A 21,694-nucleotide genomic window follows, 5' to 3' on the forward strand; every position below is an offset into this window, starting at 1 on the left:
GCCAAGTCAGGGAGGTGTGGGGATCTACAGCGTGGAACTTTATCTTCAGGTCCGTTTGGCTTGCGCGGATGGCATGAGCCAGCGGGCGGCGGCGAAGCGTTTCAATGTGTCGCGCGACACGGTGCGCAAGATGCTGTCGTTTTCATCGCCACCGGGTTACCGGCGTCAATCTGTCCCGCAGCGTCCGAAGCTGGACGGGTTTGTGGCGATCATTGATGGATGGCTTGAAGGGGACCGCTGCGTCCCGCGCAAACAGCGCCATACGGCGAAGCGGGTATTCGACCGCTTGCGCGCCGAGCATGGTTTCACCGGCGGCTATACGATCATCAAGGATTACATCCGCGAGCGTGAGCAACGCAGCCGGGAGATGTTCGTGCCGCTGGCCCACCCGGCGGGGGATGCGCAGGCCGATTTCGGGGAAGCGCTGGTGGAGATCGGCGGGGTGCAGAAGGCCTACTTCTTCGCACTCGATCTGCCGCACAGTGATGCCTGCTATGTGCGGGCCTATCCGGCGGCGGTGGCGGAGGCACGGGTGGACGGACACGTTCATGCCTTCGCGTTCTTCGGCGCGGTGCCGCGCTCGATCGTCTATGACAACGATCGCTGCCTTGTGGCGAAGATCCTGCCAGACGGCACGCGTAAGCGTGCCACGCTGTTCAGCGCTTTCCTGTCGCATTACGTGATCCGCGACCGCTATGCCCGCCCGGGCAAGGGGAACGAGAAGGCAATGTGGAAGGGCTGGTTGGTTACTGCCGCCGCAATTTCATGGTGCCGATCCCGAAGTTCCCGACACGGGAGGCCTTCAACCTATGGCTGGAGGAGCAATGCCGCAAGCGCCAGCGGGACAAGGTGCGCGGACAGAGCGAGACGATCGGTGAGCGCTTGCAACGCGATCTGGCAGCCATGCAGCCTCTGCCCGCTACACCCTTCGAGGCCTGCGATCAGACGAGCGGGCGGGTCTCCTCGCAATCCCGGTGCGCTAGGACCAACGATTATTCGGTTCCGGTGGCACGGGGCCATCAGGAGGTCTGGATCAGGGCCTATGTCGATGAGGTGGTGGTCGGCTGCCGCAGCGAAGTCATCGCCCGTCATCCTCGTTGTTATGCCCGAGGAGGTTATCTTCGACCCGCTCCACTATCTCCCGCTGATCGAGCAGAAGATCAACGCATTCGACGAGCCGCGCCTTTGCAGGGCTGGGATTTGCCAAGCGTTCACGACACTGCAGCGGTTGATGGAAGGCCGCATGCACAAGCATGGCAGGCGTGAATATGTACAGGTGCTGCGCCTGTTGGAAACGTTCACCCTCGCCGATCTCGGGCGGCGGTGGAACAGGCCATTGATCTTGGCGCCATCGGCTTCGATGCCGTCAAGCACCTCGCCCTGTGCCGGGTCGAACGCGTACCGCCCGGGCTGGACACGGACGTCTATCCGCCACGCACAACGGTCGAGAAGACCTTTGCCAGAGCCTATCTGAGCCTGCTCTCCGACCAGCAGGAGGCCGCATGAGCGATCAGACCCGGAGCTTCTTCTCGCTCACAATCTCAAGGCACTCAAGCTGCCTACGTGCCTGCGAGAGCACCACAAGCTCGCCCGGCAATGTGCCGCTGAAGGCGTCGATCATATCCGCTTCCTCGCCCGCCTTGTCGAGATGGAGATGATCGACAGGGAGCGTCGTATGGTCGAGCGGCGCATCAAGGCCGCGCGCTTCCCCGCCGTCAAAAGCCTCGACAGCTTCGACTTCACCGTCATCCCCAGGCTCAACAAGATGCAGGTGCTCGAGATGGCGCGCTGCGAGTGGATCGAGCGGCGTGAGAACGCCATCGCTCTGGGGCCATCGGGCACCGGAAAGACGCACGTAGCGTTGGGGCTCGGACTGGCAGCATGCCAGAAAGGGCTGTCGGTGGGCTTCACCACTGCGGCGGCGCTGGTCAGCGAAATGATGGAGGCGCGCGACGAGCGGCGTCTCCTGCGCTTCCAGAAGCAGATGGTCGGATACAAACTGCTCATCATCGACGAACTGGGCTTCGTACCGCTCTCCAAGACCGGCGCCGAACTGCTGTTCGAGCTGATCTCCCAGCGTTACGAACGCGGCTCCACCTTGATCACCAGCAACCTGCCCTTCGACGAATGGACCGAAACCTTCGGATCCGAGCGTCTCACAGGCGCGCTCCTCGATCGCCTGACCCATCACGTCAGCATCCTCGAGATGAACGGCGAAAGCTATCGCCTCGCTCACAGCCGGGCCCGCAAGGCCAAAATCAGACCCTGAAAAGCAAGCCAATGCCGGGGGGAGTGGCCCTCGGGCTACGCCCTCACGCCACTCCCCCCGGCGTGTAACACGATGGCCTGGTTTTACGCCGCCCCATGGCCGACTTTTGCTCCGCCGTTGACAAACGTTGCCGGCACGCCATGGGACGCCAGAACGTCAAGCACGCGCGGTGTCCACAGCGGGTCCGGCCCATCATCGAACGTCAAGGCGACCTGCTTTGCCGCGTTGCCCCGACGCTGCACGACATCGCCGTGGGGCAGCGCCTCGTAACGCGCACCATGGATGAGACCATCCTTCTTGATATCGAGCGTGCGCCGACCGTCTGCGGCACGTGTCTCGATCCGCAGTATTTCGCCGCTGCCGCGCAGTTCGATGCCCTGCCCGAACGGCAGCGTGCTCAAGGCGTCCTCGGGAGGACGCACTCCGGTTCGCGCGGCTTTCAAGGCGCTCCAGAAGCCCGGATCCTCACTGCCAAGACGCCACAAGGCGACGCCAGCAGGACGCACCTCTTCAACGGCACGCAGCTGGTTCCACGCGCTCACGGCATCCAGCATCCACACCTCATGGCGCACGCCGGATCGGACATAGGCAAATCCCGAATTGCCACTTGCCGGATCGAATTGCGGACGCGTGCCGGCCGCATCCGCCCGGCTCCAAGCCTGCGTGACCGTAATCGAATCGGCAAGAGGCTGCCCTTCCGCCCAGTCGTACGCATAGCTGCCGATGGCCACGATGGCCCGATCCGCGCCCGTGCGCGCCACCGCGCTCTCCACCACCCCTGCGAACCAGGCCTGCGAGGCGATCGCTCCGGGCGAGCCGGACTGCCAGTGCTCGTCATAGGCCATCAGCACGACGCGGTCCGCCGCAGCGCCATAGGCACCAAGATCCCAGGCGTCGTCGGCCACCGGGGCCGCCACCATGACCGTTGCCGCGCGCGCGCCTCGCGCCGGAGCGAGACGGGCGCGTGCTTCCTTCAGCAATTGCAGGTAATCGGCATGTGCGGAGACCGGCAGGTTCTCCAGGTCGAAGAACACGCCCTCGGCATTGTGCCGGGCGATCACCTTGCCAATCCTGTCGAGCAGGGCCGCGCGCTTCTCCGGATGGGCGAGGAGGCGCGCCATGTTCGCACCATCCCAGCCCTCTTCGCTGTCGTTCTGGATCATGATCAGGAGCTGGCTTCGGGGATTACGCGCGAGTGTGGCGGCCAGAGCCGCGTCCTCGGCCTCGATCCAGTCGTGCTGAACCCCACGCACCGAAACCATGCCCGCTGCGACCCAGGTGAGCTGGTCCAGATTCGCCTTGAGCGACTGGCGGCTTGCCTCGTCCCAGGGCATGTAGAAACCAAGTGTTTCGGCGTGAACGAGCGGGTCCGCGGCCCCCATAGCTGCGGGCAGCCAGTCCTCCTGCGAAGGCGCACGCTCCTCCAACGGCATGGCGACGGCCTTGACCGCGCCCTCCCCGCCTGCAGACCGCAATTGCGGGGCCGAACGCGCTTCAATGGACACGACAGCCCATGCAAGCATCGCCAGACCGGACAGCAAGACCAGCCCCACTCCGGCGACGAGCCAGCGCATGCGGCGGCCACGCTTGCCGGAAGGATCGTGAAACACTTGTCGATGCATACGCCTGCCCTGCCCATTGCCGGATCGAGGCGCGCTCTTAAGGGCAGAGAGCCTGCGACCAGCTTAGGCCGGGTCTTGGCAAAAGACGTCGTGCGGGCGGAAGGTTCGATTAAGCATGATGGGCTGACAGGAGCTCAAGGGAGCGAGCCTTCGAGGCCCAGAGCGCGGAGCGACCTCGAAATCTATTCCGGCAGCCATTTCCTTTTGCACGGCGCTTCGCAGTTTCGCCCAAGGCGGGCTTACCGCAAACACCTTGTTCTCTTGTCCTTCCACGCGATGATCTCTCCCTTTCGGCCGCACTGGACAAGCCTCCGGTGCGGCCGTTACCTCTGGCCTCATGAGCACCGTCCCGACCCGCGCCGCAGCAGAATCCGATCCGGCGCGCGAGGCGCGCGACTTGAAAGCGCAGGGGCGTCTCGACGAGGCTCTGGATGCACACCTGCGCGATGTGGCGGCCCGCCCCTCCAGCGCCATTGCCGAACACAATCTGGCCTCGACGCTGGGCGACCTGTCCCGCTTTGCCGAATCTGCCGACGCGGCCCGCCGAGCGTTGACGAAAGGCTCCACCGCACCGGAAACGCAGCTCGTGCTGGCCCGCGCTCTCCAGGGCCTCCTCCAGCTCGACGAGGCCGAGGATGCCTTTCGCCGCGCGCTGGAACTGCGCCCCGACTATCTCGACGCCCACCAGGACCTCGCCCAGCTGCGCTGGATGCGCACCGGCGATCTTGGTCATGCCGCCGCGCACCTCGACGCCGCCCTTGCCCGTCAGGCCCCGGCAACGTCCGCGCTGACGATCCTGCGCGCCCGGCTCGACATTGCCGCGGGCGAAGCGCAAGCCGCGCTGGCACGGCTGGAGCGGCGCCTCTCGTCCCACGCCAAGGACCCGGCCCTGCACCTTGCCGCCGCGCAAGCCGCAGCGGCCGCCGATGCCTGCGAGGCGCATCTGGCCCATGCCGTCCAGGCCCTGCGCCTGGCGCCGTCCTCGCAGATGGCCGCCAAGTCCGCCGTCGAAGCGCTGCTGGGCCTTGGCCGCGCCGAAGAGGGGCGCGACCTTGCCGCGCGCATCCTGGCCCACCATCCCCAGGATCAGGGCGTACGCGCCCTGCTTCTCACCGCCCAGCGCCTGCTCGGGGATTCGCAAGGCAGTGCGCCCTATTGCGATAATGGACTGGTGCGACAGATGGAGGTGCCCACCCCACCGGGCTGGCCTTCGCGCGACGCCTGGCTGAGCGCACTTGGCGACGCATTGCGCGCGCGGCACGGCTGGAGCATGCACCCGCCCGGCCAATCGCTGCGTGGGGGCAGTCAGACCCAGGAAGACCTCGCCCGCAGCCCCGATCCGGTCCTCGCAGGCTTCTTTGCCAGCGTGCGCGAGACAATCGCCCGCTACATTGCCGAGCTTGGCCCGGGCTCCGACCCGACCCGCGCGCGCATTCCCGAACCTGCCAACGCCGATCGTCCGGGCTGGCGCCTGACGGGAGCCTGGTCGGTCCTGCTGCGCGCGGGCGAGGGGCACCACGTCGATCACGTCCATCCCGAGGGCTGGCTCTCAAGCGCCTTTCATGTGGAGACGCCACCCGCGACCGACACCGGCCAGCAGGGCTGGCTCGCCTTCGGGCGGCCGGGCTGCGCGACCTCGCCAGCCTTGGCACCGCTCGCGCACATACGCCCGAAACCCGGGCACCTCGTGCTCTTCCCCAGCTACCTGTGGCACGGCACCGAGCCCTTCGACGGCGAGGCCGACCGTCTCACCGTTGCCTTCGATATCGTGCCGGAAAACCGCGCCTGAATTCGCGCTTGCGAAAAAAGTTTCCCCTTTTTCGGTTTTTTGCCTGAGGGTTCGCGCCGGACCTGCGTCCTACCCTACGACGCAAGGCACACGATGCGCGAAGAGGAGATACGGATATGCGAATTGGGCTTAGGGCGGCGAGCTTCACGGCGATGGCGCTCCTGCTGACCTCACCGGGCCTGGCCCAGATCTCACAGCCCAACACGATGGGCATCGCGACGCCGGCCGAAAGCTTCCCGCAGGAACCGGGCAGCGACTACTTCCTCGCCAACTACGACCAGTACGAGGCTTACCTCAAGACGCTGGCCAGCCAGTCGGACCGCATGAAGCTGGTCGACATCGGCAAGAGTGCGGAAGGCCGCACGATGTGGGTGGCGATCGTCTCCTCGCCCGAGAACCTTGCCAAGCTCGATCACTACAAGGACATCAACGCCCGCCTCGCAAGGGCCAAGGGCCTCGACGATGCACAGGCACAGGCGCTGGCCGAGGAAGGCAAGGCCGTGGTCTGGATCGATGCCGGCATGCACGCGACCGAGACCGTGACCACCCAGTCGCAAATCCACGTCCTCTACCGCATGCTGACGAAGAACGACGCCGAGACGAAGCGCATTCTCGACGATGTCATCATCCTCTTTGGCCATGACAACCCGGACGGCCTCCAGCTTGTCGCCGACTGGTACATGCGCAACGAGGACCCGGAGAAGCGCGAATTCCGCACGATCCCGCGCCTCTACCAGAAGTACGTCGGGCACGATAACAACCGCGACAGCTTCATGGCGCAGATGCCCGAGACCGAGAACGTCAACCGCGTGCTGTTCCGCGAGTGGTTCCCCCAGATCATCTTCAACCAGCACCAGACCGGGCCCGAGGGCATGGTGGTGTTCGTGCCGCCCTTCCGCGATCCCTTCAACTACAACTACGATCCCCTGCTGATGACCGAGCTGCAGGAAGTGGGCTCGACCATGCACAGCCGCCTCATTGCGGAGAACAAGCCGGGCTCGGGCATGCGCAGTTCCGCATCGTACTCCACCTGGCACAACGGCATGGAGCGCTCGGTCTCCTACTTCCACAACTCGATCGGGCTTCTCACCGAGATCATCGGCGGGCCGACGCCCATGAATATCCCGCTCGTCCCCGAAGTGCAGCTGCCCGACAACGACAAGCCCATGCCCATCGCCCCGCGCGAATGGCATCTGGCCGACAGCCTGGAATACCAGTGGAGCCTTGACCGCGCGGTGCTGGACTATGCCTCGCGCAACCGCGACCGGCTGCTGTTCAACTACTACCGCATGGGCAAGAATTCCATCGAGGAGGGCCTGACCGACAGCTGGACGACGACGCCCACCGATATCGAGGAGCTTCAGGAAGCGGGCAAGGACCGCCCGGCCCCCAAGGACGAAAACAGCTACTTCCGTGCCAACCGCGTCGACCCGGCGCTCTACGGCGAAGTCCTCCAGGCAAACGAGAAGCGCGACCCGCGCGCCTATGTCATCTCGCGCAGCCAGCGTGACCTGCCGACCACGGTCGCCTTCCTCAACGCACTTCTCAAGAACGGCGTTGAAGTGCTGGAAGCCGATGCCCCGTTCTCGGCTGCGGGCACCAGCTATCCGGCGGGCTCGTGGATCGTGAAGACCTCGCAGGCCTATCGCCCCCACGTCCTCGACATGTTCGAGCCGCAGGATCACCCGCACGACGTCGAATACCCCGGCGGTCCGCCCAAGATGCCCTACGACATCACCGGCTATACGCTCTCCGACCAGATGGGCGTGGGCTATGACCGCGTGTTCGAGACCATCGATCCGGCAGCGTCGCCCATCACCGGCCTTCTCGACGTGCCCGCCGGCCAGGTCGTGGGATCGGGCGATGCGGGCTGGCTGGTGCGCCACGAGACCAACAACAGCTTCATCCTCACCAACCGTCTGCTGAAGGCAGGCCTGCCGGTCTCCTGGATCAAGAGCGCGACGCGCGCCGGAAACGTGGAATTTGCCCCCGGTGCCGTCTGGATCCCGTCTTCGGGTGAGGCCCGGCGCATCGTCGAGGCCTCGGTCAAGGACCTGGGCATCAACGCCTATGCGCAAGGCGCCGCGCCTTCGCAGGAGGCCATGGCCATCGCCCCCGTGCGCGTCGGGCTCGTCGACCAGTACGGCGGCGTCATGCCCTCGGGCTGGACGCGCTGGCTCTTCGAGCAGTACGAGTTTCCCTTCGAGGTCGTCTTCCCCAGCGAGCTCGACCAGGGCAACCTTGCCGACAAGTTCGACGTCCTCGTCTTTGCCAACGGCACCGTGCCGCCGGTGAAGGACGGTCCCTGGAGCGGACGCCCCTCCTCGATGCCGGATCCCGAGACGATCCCGGCCGAATACCGCTCGCAGCTGGGGCTCGTCAGCGAAGAGAAGACCGCGCCCGCGCTGGCCGAGTTCGCCCAGGACGGCGGCACGATCATCGCCATCGGCAACGCCGCCCGTCTGGCCACGATGCTCAAGGCCCCGCTCGTCCCCGCCCTTGCCAAGGAGGAAGACGGCGAACTCAAGGGCCTGACCACCAGCGAGTTCTTCATCCCCGGTGCCCTTGTCGAAGCGCGCGTCGATCCCTCGCAGCCGCTCGCCTACGGCATCACGCCAACGGTCGACATGTTCTTCGACCGCAGCCAGTCCTTCACCTTCACGGGAAGGGGCACGAAGGCCCGCAAGGTCTCCTGGTACGAAAGCCCGACCCCGCTCAAGAGCGGCTGGGCGATGGGCCAGGAGAAGCTCCAGGGCACGACCGCGATTGCCGATGTGGACCTGGGCAAGGGCAAGCTCTTCGTGATGGGCCCCGAAGTCACGCAGCGCGCTCAGCCCTACCCGACCTTCAAGTTCCTGTTCAATGGCATCCTCTACGGCCCCTCCAGCAAGAAGTAACCAAACACTCAGACACACAGCGTGCCGGGCGTGGAATATCCACGTCCGGCATTTTTTATAAATTATTTCGTATCCGAAGTGAGGGGCATTGAACGCGCTGCGTCTCTTGTTGGTGAACGTGACATCACTTCACCAAATGAGGGGTAACGATGAAGTCCAGAACGCCCATTCGCCTGTTCCTGACCGGTACGTGCGCACCTTGCGCCCTGCTTGCCACCGGCGCACTTGCCCAGAGCCTGCCCGAAGCCCCTCCCGAGCCCGAGAACGTGGGCAGCATCGTCGTTACCGGCTCGCGCATCGCCCGCCCCGACTACGAAGCGAACAGTCCGATCGTCTCCATCGGCAACGAAGCGCTGGAAGACAGCGGACGTTTGACGGTCGAGAAGGCGCTCTCCCAGATGCCCCAGTTCACCGGCGCGTTCGGTGAATCGAATGGCGGCTCCACCAGCACCGGCCTCAACGGCGGCCAGGCTTACGCCAGCCTTCGTGGTCTTGGCGCCAAGCGAACCCTGCTGCTGGTCGACGGGCGCCGTCTCCAGCCCTCCAACCCGGACGGCTCGGTCGACCTCAACACCATCCCCGAAGCGCTTATCGAAAGCGTCGAGGTCATCACCGGCGGCGCCTCGACGACCTACGGCTCGGACGCGACCGCGGGCGTCGTCAACTTCCGCCTCAAGCGCAGCTTCGACGGCATCGAGATGCACGGCCAGATCGGCACGAGCGACTACAAGGACGGTGAGAGCTACCGCATCGGCGCAGTCGCAGGCTCGGAGTTCGCGGACGGTCGCGGTTCGGCGGTCATGTCCTTCGACTACACCAAGCGCTCGCGCGCCTATCAGTATAACCGCGACTACTACCGCTACCGTTCCACGGTCGCCGGGCTCGCCACGATCCCCCAGGGCACGGCCCTGTTCGGCTCGAACCTGCCCAGCATCGATGCCGTCAACGACGTCTTCCAGGGCACCTACGGCACCCCCGCACTGACCGGAAACGCCGCCGGGCAGTACACCGGCTGGATGGGCTTCAACACCGACCAGAGCCTCTTCACCAATGTCGGCGTGCCGGTCTACAACTTCCGGGACGGCGATTCCGACGAGGCGTACCTCGTCACCACCTCGCCCACCAACCAGCAGTTGAACTTCGGCTATACCGGCGGCTCGATCCAGTCTGACCTTGATCGCTACAGCTTCTATGGCAAGCTCAATTACGAGCTCACCGATAGCATCCGCGCCTTCGCCGACTTCTCGATGACCGACTACACCTCGGTCGGCCGGGCCAACCCGACGCTGGCCTCCAATGTCTATGGTCTCAGCGTCCCGGTCTCCAACCCCTTCATCTCCAGCGAATTCGCCTCGATCCTCGCCTCGCGCCCCGATCCCGAGGCCGACTTCACCTTCTACAAGGCGTTCAACATCCTGGGCCCGCGCTACCAGCGCTATCACTACAACGTCTGGCAGGGCACGGCGGGCCTTGCGGGTGACGTGGGCGTCAAGGACTGGACCTGGGAAGTCTACGGCGCGCTGAGCAAGGCCAAGTTCGAGAACGAGCAGACCGGCGGCGCCAGCGCCTCGGCCCTGCGCGACCTGCTCTACAGCCCGAGTGGCGGCAGCGACCTGTGCGAAGGCGGCTTCAACCCCTTCGGCAACCTGACGCCCTCGCAGGACTGCATCGACTTCATCTCGCGCCGCACGCTCAACACCAATACGCTCAAGCAGCGCACGGTCGAAGGCTCGATGCAGGGCGGCCTGTTCGAGATGCCCGCAGGCCAGGTGCGCTTCGCCGTGGGCGCGGACTACCGCTACAACGCCTATACGTTCGAGCCCGACAACCAGCTCAGCCAGGCCGATGGCACCAGCGACATCCTGGGCTACAGCGTGCTGCGTTCCGCCTCCGGTTCGGTCTCGACCAAGGAATTCTTCGCCGAACTGTTCGTGCCGATCCTGCGTGACCTGCCCGCGATCCAGGAATTCAACCTCGACCTTGGCTACCGCTATTCGGACTACAGTTCGGTTGGCGGGGTGCACACCTACAAGGCCGACTTCGACTGGCGCGTGATCGACAACGTGCGCCTGCGCGGCGGGTACAACCGCGCTATCCGTGCGCCCAGCGTGGGCGAGCTCTACGCCCCCGTCTCGACCGGCAGCGTGGGCATCGGCACGCCCTCGCCCAGCAACACCAACGGCGATCCGTGCGACGTGCGCTCCTCCTACCGGCAGGGCGCGGCGGGCGATGACGTGCGCGACCTGTGCCTCGCACAAGGTGTCCCGGCGAGCATCATCGACAGCTACCAGCTCGGCACCGCACAGGTCTTTGCCCTTACCGGCGGCAACCCGGACCTGCAGGAAGAAAAGGCCGACACGCTGTCCTTCGGCGCGGTGCTGACCTCGCCCTTCGTCTCGCCGATGCTGTCCAACATGTCGCTCTCGTTCGACTGGTACCAGATCAAGATGAAGGAGGCGATCGGCCCGCTCTCGATCGCACAGGGCATCCAGTTCTGCTTCAACTCGGGCGGCAACAACCCGAACTTCGATCCGCAGAACTACTACTGCTCGCTGATCGAGCGCAGCTCGGACAGCGGCGTGCCGGTCAACCCGGTCCAGCCGCTCCTGAACCTGGGCACCTTCAACGTGAAGGGCATCGACGTGCAGTTCGACTGGAACTTCGGGCTCGACACCATCTTCGGCGGCGATCCGGGCGAGATCGCGATCAACGTCGCGGGCAGCTACCTCGACACCTTCTCGATCCAGGCCCTGCCCGGCGCTCCGACCTACGACTATGCGGGCAGCATCGGCACCGGCATCGAATCGGGCGCGGGCACCGCGCACCCGCGCTGGAAGTCGGTGAGCGCGTTCACCTGGTCCAAGGACGGCTACAGCCTGGGCCTGCGCTGGAGGCACATTTCCTCGATGATCGCCTCCAACCGCGTCGTCTCGCCCACCAGCACCACGCGCGGGGTGAGCGCCTACGACGTCTTCGATCTCAACGCGCGTGCGCAGCTGCCCGCCGAGACCGAACTGCGCATCGGCATCACCAACCTTTTCAACCGCCATCCCCCGCAGGTGGGCGACAGCGAGGGCAACTACGACGCCCAGAACTACGACGTCATCGGGCGCTACTTCAACGCCTCGATCACCAAGCGCTTCTGATACCCGCCCTGGCCTTCGGGACCGGCGTTGCGCCCTCACACGGGACGCGGCCTCGGCCCCGAAGGTCCTTTTGCGATCTTAGTTGAGACCAAGGACAGCACATGACCTTCCTTCCCATCCCCCTTCGCGGCCTGCGCCGCATGGCCCGTGCCGCACTGCTGGCGGCAAGCACCGCCCTCACCACGCCCGCGCTGGCCGCCCCCATTCCCGAAGCGCAGCAGGACCAGATCCTCGCCGCGCTGGAAAGCGACAAGGCGCTCTTCGATGAAACCGCACTCAAGATCTGGGACTACGCCGAACTGGGCTACCTCGAGACACAAAGCTCCAGCCTCCTCCAGTCGCGCCTGGCCGAGGCCGGTTTCACCGTGAAAGCGGGCATCGCGGGCGAACCCACCGCCTTTGTCGCCAGCTACCGCACCGGCGAGGGCCCGGTGATCGCGCTCCTGGCCGAGTACGACGCCCTGCCCGGCCTTTCGCAGGCCGCCTCTCCCATGCGCCAGCCGCTGGAAACCGAAGGCGGTCATGGATGTGGCCACAACCTCTTCGGCACCGCCTCGACCTACGCGGGGATCGCGGTGAAGGAATGGATGGAGGCGAACGGCATCAAGGGCGAGGTGCGCGTCTACGGGACCCCGGCCGAGGAAGGCGGCTCGGGCAAGGCCTACATGGTGCGCGACGGGGTGTTCGACGATATCGACATCGCGCTCCACTGGCACCCGGGCAACACCAATTCGGCCGCGCAAGGCCCCAGCCTTGCCAACATCTCGGGCAAGTTCCGCTTCCACGGCCGCTCGTCGCACGCCGCCGGGGCCCCTGCTGCAGGCCGCTCCGCACTCGATGGCGTGGAAGCGATGGACGCCATGGTCAACATGATGCGCGAGCACATTCCTGACGGCACGCGCATCCACTACGTCATCACCGATGGCGGCAAGGCCCCCAACGTCGTACCCGACGAGGCCGAGGTGTACTACTACGTGCGCCACGTCGATCCGCAGGTCGTGCGCGATGTCATGGGCTGGGTGCGCGAAGCCTCGCAAGGCGCGGCCATGGGGACCCAGACCAGCGTCGACTTCGAACAGACCGGCGGCGTCTATTCGCTGCTGCCCAACGAAACCCTGATGAAGGTCATGGACCGCTCGCTGCACAAGGCCGGCGCGATCACCTGGACGGCCGAGGAAACCGCCTTTGCCCGCAAGCTCCAGGAAAGCTTCAAGGACCGCGCCGCGCCGCTTGAAAGCGTGGGGCAGATCCAGCCCGCCGTGATCGAGGAAAAGGCCCTGTCGGGCTCCACCGATGTCGCCGATGTCAGCTGGGTCAAGCCGACCGTCGGCCTCTCGACCGCGACGTTCGTGCCGGGATCGGCCGGGCACAGCTGGCAGAACACCGCTGCGGCAGGCTCCACCATCGGCCTCAAGGGCGCGATGGTGGCGGCCAAGACCCTCGCCCTCACCGCCGCCGAACTGCTGGTGAGCCCCGCCGAGATCGCCGAGGCCACGACCGAGTTCGAGAAACGCCGCGGTGCCGATTTCAAGTACGAAGCCATGATCGGCGACCGCCCGCCGCCGCTCGACTATCGCAAGACCGCTTCGGAATAGGGGCCATCGCCCCTTGACCCCAAAACGGTCGACCTCACCACTCTCAGCCTGGGCGGCTTTGCAGAGGTGAGCTAGACCGTTTTGGGAGCCCGAGGGCGATGGCCCTCGGAACCATTTTTCTAAAATCAATACGGGACGAGCCGCGTCTCACCGTCAGCATCCACGTCAGGCCGCGCGATCTGGTAGGCTTCCAGCGCCTCGATCAGCGCCGCCGGATCGTCCGTGCGCACCACGCCGCTGAAAACCCGGTCCTCCAGCGCCGGGTCCAGCACCAGGTGATGCGCAAGATGACGGTTGAGCCGGGCGACGACATCGCCGAGCGGCGCGTTGTCGAAGCTGATGCGCCCGTCCATCCAGCTGCGTGTTTCGGATGCCTGCCCCTCGATCAGTTGCACGTCCTCGCCACGGATCGACAGCACCATTCCCGGCTCCAGCGTCCAGCTGTGTTCCCGCTGCCCGAGCGCATCCACCTTCACGCGCCCCTCGACAAGGCCGACATCAAGGCCATCCCCGCGCAGGTCCACGTCGAACTCGGTGCCAAGCGCGGTCACCCGGTACCCGCCCGAAGTCACCGTGAAGGGATGCTCCGCATCCTTGGCCACCCGAAAATACGCCTGCCCTTGCGTCAGCTCCAGCGTGCGGCCGGCAGTTCCGGGCAGGACACGCACCTTCGAGGCGGCATCGAGCGTGACTTCGCTCCCGTCCTCGAGTGTGAAGGCCCGCGGAGCCTCGCCCCGGCTCGTCGCAAGAATACGCGCCTCGGGTGCGCCTGCGCTGCCGCCGATGCCCCCCTGGTAAGCAAGAAACGTCAGCGTGCCGATTCCCAGCACGGCCGCCAGCAAGGAGGCGAGAACCAGCCGGCGCGCGCCCCGTTCCGGCGGCGCCTGAGGCTCTTCGCCATAGGTCCGAGCCGCTTCGATCCAGTCCGCAGCTTCGTCCTCGCCATCGTCCTGCCCTTCCCCACGCGCCGGAGCAGCCAGAGCCTCCGCAACGAGAAGCCGGGCCTCCTCGGACAGCGCCGCTTCGTCCGCCAACTGCGCGGCACGCTCAACCCGGTCCCAGGCCATGCGGTGCGCGGAAACAGCCGCGTACCACGCCTCGAACGCCGCGCGTTCGGACGGCTCCACGTGGTCGCTGGAGAGGCGCGTATACCAGGAGGCGGCTGCGTCGTTAACGCACGTACCTGTCATGGGGAATTACTCTCCCACGCAGGCGCTGAGGTGGCGAATAGCCTTCATGATATGCTTTTCAACTGCGCTGACCGAAATACCGAAGTGCGATGCGATGGCCGCATAACTCATTTCTTCGAAGCGGTGAAGGACGAAGACCTGCCGTGTCCGATCCGGCAGATCGCGCAGCGAGACCATCACCTTGGCGAGCCGCTGCTTGCCTTCGAGCACGCGCGCAGGCGAGATTTCCTCGACCGGATGGTGGTAATCCTCAAGCGAGATATGCGCCTCGCGCTGGCGAACCGCTTCACGCCGCCAACGGTCGGTCAGCACTGAGCGCGCCACCTGAAACGCATAGCTTTCCAGCGATTCGATGCGGTTGTCGCCACGCCGCTGGTGCAGGCGCAGGGCGACCTCCTGAGCCATGTCCTCAGCCTCCTGAAGACCGACGCGCCGCGCGAGAAAATCGCGCACGGCACCCACGACTGTATCCCTGTGTTCCGCCTCACGAGGGCGAATGACACTCAAACGAAGCCCCATGTCCACCCCCTGTCCGGCAGACATCTTCCCCCAATGAATACTCTTCTCGCATTGAAGAACAACATATTGAAATTGGTGGGTCAAGCAGAGAAGATAGTATTCACGACCAGGGGGGAATCGGGCTCTCTCGCGACAGGGCACGCAGCACATGAGGGACAGGACCAGGACCGGTTTCGCTGACCGGACACGCGCGCGCCGCGTGCTGCTGCGCTGTGCCCTGGCGCTGCAGATCGGCCTGCTCTTTGCGCTGCCGCAGACCCTCGCAGCGCGCACTCCGGCCGCGGCCTACACGATCGCAGCCGGCCCCTTGCGGCTGGCCCTCGTCCTCTTTGCCCGGCAGAGCGGCGTACAGATCCTTTTTGCCCCCGAGCTGGTTGCCGGCAAGCAGGCCCCGCCCCTGACGGGCCGCCACACCATCGACGAGGCCCTGACCCGGCTTCTTGCCGGAAGCGGCCTCTCCGCCCGCAAGCTGGACTCCGGCGCCATCCTCATCGTTCCTGCCTCGCCCGCCGCGCCCCCGCTGGTGTCCTCCCACGACCGGGGGCCGGAAGGCGCGCCTCCGCAAGGCCTTGAAAGCCCGCGCCCGGACATCCTCGTCACCGCCTTCAAGTACCCGACCCTGCTGGCCCAGAGCGCCGCCGATCTCACAGTGATCGGCGCCCAACTCCAGCGCCAGCGCGGCATCGACGGTCTTGCCACGCTCGCGCAGGCCACGCCCTCGCTCAACATCGCGCAGAACAACAGCGCGGCCAGCCGCCTCACCCTGCGCGGGGTCTACGGGCGCGGCGAGCCAACCGTCGGCGTCTACTACGGCGATTCTCCCGTCAGCGGCCCCTCGGGCACGACTTTCGATCCGGGCGGTATCGCGCTTGACCTCGAACTGGTCGATCTTGCCCGCATAGAGGTCCTGCGCGGCCCGCAAGGCACGCTGTACGGGGCCAGCTCGATGGGGGGCACCCTGCGCTTCCTTTTCAACACGCCCGACGCGACGGAAGCTTCCGGCGAGATTCGCGGCGGGGCCTCGATTACCCGGCATGGGAGCCCCGGCCATCACGTCTCGGCCATGATCAACCTTCCGCTTGCCTCCGACACGCTTGCGCTGCGCGCGGTGGCCTATGACCGCACGACGGGTGGCTATATCGACCACCCGCGCTTCGCCCTCGCCGACCAGGGCGGGGCCGAGCGCCAGGGCGGCCGCATCGCTCTCGCCTGGACACCCGGGCCCGATCTCGACCTCAAGGTCTCGTTCTTCCACCAGGAGACGCGCAGCGATGGTGCGCAGTTCTTTGATGACCGTGGCGGCGCGCGAACCAATGACCTTGCCGTTCGCACCCCCAATGCAAACACGCTCAACCTCGCCAACGCCGCTCTCGACTGGCGCAGCGACTGGGGGACGCTGACCGCACTTGCGACCTTCTACCGCTGGAAGGTCCTACGCCAGAGCGACTTCAGCGACGTCATAGCAGGGCTTGTCGACAACCCGGCCAGCTGCCTGCGCCATGCCGGGCTTGGCCAGGGCGCCAGCTGCACGCAGACGCAATGGGAGGCCTATCGCGCCTTCGTGGCCACGCGCCTTCCCGCAATCCTCTATCAGCCGATGTGGGTTACCAGTGCGAACGGAGAAGTCCGTTTCCACACCGAGGCCCTTGCGCGCACGTCCCTGACCCTGGGACTTTTTGCCGAGACCCGGCGCGACCGTGTCGACAGCATCACCGCACGCGCCGATGCGGCCTCGGGCCTGCTGGTACGCCCGCTCGACGTGACCGGGGCACGGGCCATCTGGACCGCCCTCAACCAGACCGCGCTGTTTGGTGAAGCCTCCTACGACCTTTCCCCGCGCGTTCGCCTGACCGCGGGTCTGCGCCTGTTCCACTATGGCAAGACCGCAAGGGGCGACATCTTCACGCCCAACCTCATCACCGGCACCGCGGACATTGCCCCGGGCCGCTTCAGCACGCGTGAGAGCGGCTCGAACCTCAAGCTTCAGGCGACCTGGCGCCCCTCCCCCGATCTCGTTGCCTACCTGCAGATGGCCGATGGCTTCCGCCCGGGCGGGGTCAATATCACCCCGTCGCTGAGCGAGGAGAACCGCAGCTACGCCGCCGATGCGCTGCGCAGCTACGAAGTGGGTCTGCGCCTTGGCCTCCCCCGCGCCGGGATCGAGCTGCAAGGCGCGCTCTACCACATCGGCTGGTCGGACATGATCTACAACGCCTCGAGCCCCAACAGCGCCTTTGTCTACAACACCAACATCGGCTCAATCGCGATCGACGGCGCGGAAGTGAACGCGCACTGGCAGGCCAGCGACGAACTCGCGCTCGCGCTTTCCGCCAGCTGGACCGACGCCCGTGTCGCCCGCGACCAGGAACGGGCCGGCACGCTGGGCCAGCTTTTCGCAGGCGACCGGGTGCCGATGATACCGCGCCTCGCCGCCTCGCTCGGCCTTGCCTACGAGCGCCGCCTTGCCTCGGGCACGACGCTGTGGGGACGCCTCGACGCCGTGGCCTCGAGCGGCTTTGCCTCGCAGTTCAATACCCTGCAATCGAGCTATGCCCGAACCCTTGCGCGGGCGAGCCTCGATCTGGCGGCGGGTGTGGAACGGGGCGGCTGGGACCTGTCGCTCAGCCTGCGCAACGCGCTCGACACGCACCGTCCCGAGCAGGTGCTCGCCACCTCGCTGGGCGCGCGTCAGGTCTTCGCCCCGCGCCCGCGCACTCTTGCCCTGGAACTGGGTGTGACATTCTGAGGGCCTTTCTTGCCGGTAGGCAGGCCGGGGCCTCGCTGGTAGCCTTGCCCCCAACGACAAGAACCGAAATGGAAGAGGAAAGAGGATGCTGAAAGCGAACCGTGAATACGGCGGGGGATGCCTGTGCGGTGCGATCCGGTACCGCGTGACGGGCCCCAGCCTGTTCGAGACGCAGTGCTGTTGCCGGGACTGCCAGAAGGCGACCGGAACCGGGCACACGACCATCGTCGGGATCGCGCGCGACCAGCTTCACATCGACGGTGAGCCGTCGATATACACCAGCGCCGGAGAGAGCGGCGGCGCGGTTTCCCGCCACTTTTGCGGCACCTGCGGTGGGCGTATCTTCACCTCGGGCGCGCTACCCGGTGAGAACGTGATGGTCCAGGCCGGATCGCTCGACGAGCCCGGCGAAGTGACCCCCGAGAACGTGATCTGCGGCAAGGACGCCCTGCCCTGGGACCATTTCGATCCGGCCCTCGAAATCTATGAACTCTATCCCCCGTTCGACCCGGTCACCCGCGAGCCCACCTGAGCGTCACCCGGAACTCTGCGGACTACCCTGCTTGCAGCTTTGCAATCTTTTTGCGGTGCCATCATGCGAACGACGGGAAACGCGAGGTGAGGGACATGAGCATCAGTGCTGTCGTATCCGGGGCCGAAGTGACCAACCTGCTGCGTGGAAGCGGACTTGCCGCGCAAAGGGTAGCTTATGTCGAAAGCGAGATACGCGACCTCACCCAGGAAGCGGCCGCCATCGCCACGCGCACGCTCGATGCCGACGCCTTCCGCACCGCGCTCGCACGGCGCATCGACAGCGACGTGGCGACCGGAAAGCTGAGCGCCGAGGACGCCCGCGCGATCCGGCAGGCTCTTGTGCGCACCTTCACGCCATCACAGGCCCCGCCGGAGGACACGCCCGACGACATCGGCAGCGCGCGCGCCATTCCCCTGGTGGCCAGCGCCTATGGGCAGGAGGACGCGGACAGCTACCTCCACACCATCGCGCACGGGACCTTCATCGACATGCCGGTCTGACCCGCGGGCCGGACACACGGGTACCACCGAATGCACGAAGGCCCGGCTCCCGCGATCTGCGGGAGCCGGGCCTTCGTTCTATCCGGCCGGTCGGTCGGACCTTTAGACGAGCGCGCCGTGGCAGTGCTTGTACTTGTTGCCCGAACCGCACGGACACAGCGCGTTACGGCTGAGCTCCATGTGCGCGTAAGGGTTCTCGGCCGTGCCGCCCGGGCTTGCGGTCGCCTGCGGGCTGCCCGCAAGCGAGCCAAACAGCGCCGGATTGAGCGCCGAACCGTCGCCGTCGTTCGAATTGTCGAGGCCCGTCAGCGGATCGATATGCCCGGTCAGGAAGTCGGGCAGTTCAGGGAGGCTCGGCTCCTGGATCGGTTCGGGCATGCGCAGTTCGCTGATCGCCAGGATGCGGGTCACATCCTCGCGGATCGCCGAGAGCATCGAGTCGAACAGGCCAAAGGCTTCCTGCTTGTACTCGTTGATCGGGGTCTTCTGCGCGTAGGCACGCAGGAACACGACCTGGCGCAGCGCGTCGAGCGTGGCGAGGTGGTCCTTCCAGTGGTGGTCCAGACGATCGAGCAGGATCGACTTTTCGACCTGGCGCCAGATCGCCGGATCGTCCTTCTCCATCTTGGCGGTCATGTGCGCGTCGGCGAGTTCGGCAAGGCGCTCCTCGATGCCTTCAGGATCGATGCCATCTTCCTCGACCCACGCATCGATGGGGGCTTCGACGCCCAGGATTTCCTTCGCGCGTTCCTTGAGCCCCTCGATGTTCCAGTGCTCGGGGTAGGAGCCTTGCGGGCAGGCCTCGGCCACCAGCGTGTTGACCGTGTCGTGGCGCATGTCGAGCACGACGTCGTCGAGCGCCTCGGCGTCCATGATGTCCGAGCGCTGCTCGTAGATGACCTTGCGCTGGTCGTTCATCACGTCGTCGTATTCGACGACCTGCTTGCGCACTTCGTAGTTGCGCGCCTCGACCTTCTTCTGCGCCGTCTCGATGGCCTTGGAAAGCCACTTGGAACCGATCGCCTCGCCATCGGCAAGGTTGCTGTTCATCATCTTGGAGAACAGCGTGTCAGGGCCGAAGATGCGCAGGAGATCGTCTTCAAGGCACAGGTAGAACTTGGAAAGGCCGGGGTCGCCCTGACGGCCCGAACGGCCGCGCAGCTGGTTGTCGATACGGCGGCTTTCGTGGCGCTCGGTGCCGATCACGCACAGGCCGCCGGCTTCCAGCACCTGTGCCTTCTCGGCCGCGATTTCCTCCTTGATACGGGCGACACCGGCTTCACGCTCAGGCCCTTCGGGCATGTCGGCAAGCTCGGCCTCGATCCGGAACTCAAGGTTGCCACCCAGCTGGATGTCGGTGCCGCGCCCGGCCATGTTGGTGGCGATGGTCACCGCGCCCAGACGGCCTGCCTGCGCCACGATGTGCGCTTCCATCTCGTGGAAGCGGGCGTTGAGGACCGAGTGCTTGACGCCCTCCTTGTTGAGGAAGTCCGAGAGCAGTTCCGACTTCTCGATCGAGACCGTGCCCACCAGCACCGGCTGGCCGCTCTCATGCTTGTCGCGGATCAGCTTCGCGATCGCCGCGAACTTGTCCATCGTGTTCTTGTAGAACTCGTCTTCCTCGTCGATGCGCGAAATCGGCTTGTTCGTCGGGATGGTGACGACGTTCATCTTGTAGATGTCGAAGAACTCGGCCGCCTCGGTCGCAGCCGTACCGGTCATGCCCGAGAGCTTGGGGTACATGCGGAAGTAGTTCTGGAAGGTGATCGAGGCGAGTGTCTGGTTCTCCGGCTCGATCTTGACGCCTTCCTTGGCCTCGACCGCCTGGTGCAGGCCGTTCGACCAGCGGCGTCCGTCCATCATGCGGCCCGTGAACTCGTCGATGATGACGACCTTGTCGTCCTTCACGATGTAGTCCGTATCGCGCTTGAACATGACCACGGCCTTGAGGGCCTGGTCGAGGTGGTGGACGACCTGCGTGTTCTCGACGTCGTAGAGGTTGGAACCTTCCAGCAGCCCTTCGGCCTCGAGAATACGCTCGACCTTCTCCACGCCGTCCTCTGTCAGCGTGATGTTCTTGGTCTTCTCGTCCTTCTCGTAATCCTCGTCCGAGAGCTGCTTCACCACCGCGTCGACCGCGATGTAGAGCTCGGACTTGTCGTCGGTGGGCCCCGAGATGATGAGCGGGGTGCGCGCCTCGTCGATCAGGATCGAGTCGACCTCGTCGACGATGGCGAAGTTGAAGTCGCGCTGCACCATCTGGCTGCGCTCATGCTTCATGTTGTCGCGCAGGTAGTCGAACCCGAACTCGTTGTTCGTGCCGTAGGTGATGTCCGCGGCATAGGCCTCGCGGCGCTGGAACTCGTCGAGATTGGGAACGATGACGCCGATGGTGAGGCCGAGAAAATTGTGCAGGCGGCCCATCTCCTCGGCGTCGCGGCGAGCCAGGTAGTCGTTCACGGTGATGACGTGAACGCCCTTGCCTTCCAGCGCGTTGAGGTAGGTGGCGGTCGTTGCCACCAGGGTCTTGCCCTCACCCGTGCGCATTTCCGCGATTTCGCCGCGGTGCAGGACAATGCCGCCGATCATCTGAACGTCGAAGTGGCGCATGCCAAAGACGCGGCGTGAAGCCTCGCGCACGGTGGCAAAGGCTTCGGGAAGCAGGTCATCGAGCGTGGAGCCGTTCGCGAGCATCTCGCGGAACTTGGGAGTCTGGGCGGCCAGTTCCTCATCGCTCATCGCCTCGATGGCGGGTTCGAACGCATTGATCTGGTCGACGACCTTGCGCAGAGACTTGACGTGGCGCTCGTTGGACGAGCCGAAGATGTTCTTGACGAGTGCGCCGAGCATGGCGGGAATCCCTGTTTTTAGGAGAATCTGGAAAAT

General features: G+C 65.6%; 11 protein-coding genes and 2 pseudogenes. 9 read left to right on the plus strand and 4 right to left on the minus strand.

Annotated features, from left to right (window positions below; all coding sequences use genetic code 11):
- Window positions 1-31: 31 nt before the first annotated feature.
- Together istA and istB are read left to right on the plus strand one after the other, a co-directional pair.
- Window positions 32-1,506: pseudogene (istA, locus tag HT578_RS04125) on the plus strand (IS21 family transposase).
- Window positions 1,503-2,269, plus strand: a pseudogene (gene istB / locus HT578_RS04130) (IS21-like element ISSsp5 family helper ATPase IstB). The pseudogenes istA and istB overlap by 4 nt, the downstream one beginning before the upstream one ends.
- A gap of 83 nt (window positions 2,270-2,352) precedes the next feature.
- Here istB and HT578_RS04135 read toward each other — a convergent pair.
- Window positions 2,353-3,843, minus strand: coding sequence for a glycosyl hydrolase family 18 protein (locus HT578_RS04135; protein WP_213502282.1), 1,491 nt, complete (start codon window positions 3,841-3,843; stop codon window positions 2,353-2,355).
- Window positions 3,844-4,228: 385 nt separating this feature from the next.
- On the opposite strand from HT578_RS04135, the gene HT578_RS04140 reads away from it, so the two are divergent.
- The 4 genes from HT578_RS04140 to HT578_RS04155 all read left to right on the plus strand — a co-directional run bounded on the left by HT578_RS04140 (window position 4,229) and on the right by HT578_RS04155 (window position 13,318).
- Window positions 4,229-5,680 (plus strand): 2OG-Fe(II) oxygenase family protein, encoded by a 1,452-nt coding sequence (locus tag HT578_RS04140; RefSeq protein WP_213502283.1) that lies wholly within the window; start codon window positions 4,229-4,231, stop codon window positions 5,678-5,680.
- Between the two features lie 116 nt (window positions 5,681-5,796).
- Entirely contained in the window at window positions 5,797-8,577 is a 2,781-nt protein-coding gene (locus HT578_RS04145) for a M14 family metallopeptidase (RefSeq protein WP_213502284.1), read from the plus strand.
- Between the two features lie 149 nt (window positions 8,578-8,726).
- The gene (locus HT578_RS04150; RefSeq protein ID WP_213502285.1) at window positions 8,727-11,723 is read left to right on the plus strand and encodes a TonB-dependent receptor domain-containing protein; all 2,997 of its coding nucleotides are present in this window, start codon (window positions 8,727-8,729) and stop codon (window positions 11,721-11,723) included.
- A gap of 101 nt (window positions 11,724-11,824) precedes the next feature.
- Window positions 11,825-13,318, plus strand: coding sequence for an amidohydrolase (locus HT578_RS04155; protein ID WP_422394371.1), 1,494 nt, complete (start codon window positions 11,825-11,827; stop codon window positions 13,316-13,318).
- Between the two features lie 125 nt (window positions 13,319-13,443).
- Here HT578_RS04155 and HT578_RS04160 read toward each other — a convergent pair whose 3' ends face one another.
- Both HT578_RS04160 and HT578_RS04165 read right to left on the minus strand, forming a co-directional pair.
- Complete coding sequence (locus tag HT578_RS04160; protein ID WP_213502286.1) at window positions 13,444-14,508, minus strand: FecR family protein; 1,065 nt, start codon at window positions 14,506-14,508, stop codon at window positions 13,444-13,446.
- 6 nt (window positions 14,509-14,514) lie between these two features.
- A complete protein-coding gene (locus HT578_RS04165) occupies window positions 14,515-15,051 on the minus strand; it encodes an RNA polymerase sigma factor (protein WP_213502287.1) in 537 nt (178 codons plus the stop codon).
- Window positions 15,052-15,175: 124 nt separating this feature from the next.
- Between HT578_RS04165 and HT578_RS04170 the strand changes: the two genes are divergently transcribed.
- From HT578_RS04170 to HT578_RS04180, 3 genes are all read left to right on the plus strand, one after another.
- A complete protein-coding gene (locus tag HT578_RS04170; protein ID WP_213502288.1) occupies window positions 15,176-17,773 on the plus strand; it encodes a TonB-dependent receptor in 2,598 nt (865 codons plus the stop codon).
- 85 nt (window positions 17,774-17,858) lie between these two features.
- Complete coding sequence (locus HT578_RS04175) at window positions 17,859-18,305, plus strand: GFA family protein (protein WP_213502289.1); 447 nt, start codon at window positions 17,859-17,861, stop codon at window positions 18,303-18,305.
- Between the two features lie 95 nt (window positions 18,306-18,400).
- On the plus strand, window positions 18,401-18,808 hold the full coding sequence (locus HT578_RS04180; RefSeq protein ID WP_213502290.1) for a hypothetical protein: 408 nt from the start codon (window positions 18,401-18,403) through the stop codon (window positions 18,806-18,808).
- 102 nt (window positions 18,809-18,910) lie between these two features.
- Here the strand turns inward: HT578_RS04180 and secA are convergent, their stop codons facing one another.
- Window positions 18,911-21,658: a preprotein translocase subunit SecA gene (gene secA, locus HT578_RS04185; RefSeq protein ID WP_213502291.1), complete on the minus strand. Its 2,748-nt coding sequence runs from the start codon at window positions 21,656-21,658 to the stop codon at window positions 18,911-18,913.
- Between the last annotated feature and the right edge of the window lie 36 nt (window positions 21,659-21,694).

The sequence above is a fragment of the Novosphingobium decolorationis genome, from assembly GCF_018417475.1.
Lineage (GTDB): Bacteria > Pseudomonadota > Alphaproteobacteria > Sphingomonadales > Sphingomonadaceae > Novosphingobium > Novosphingobium decolorationis.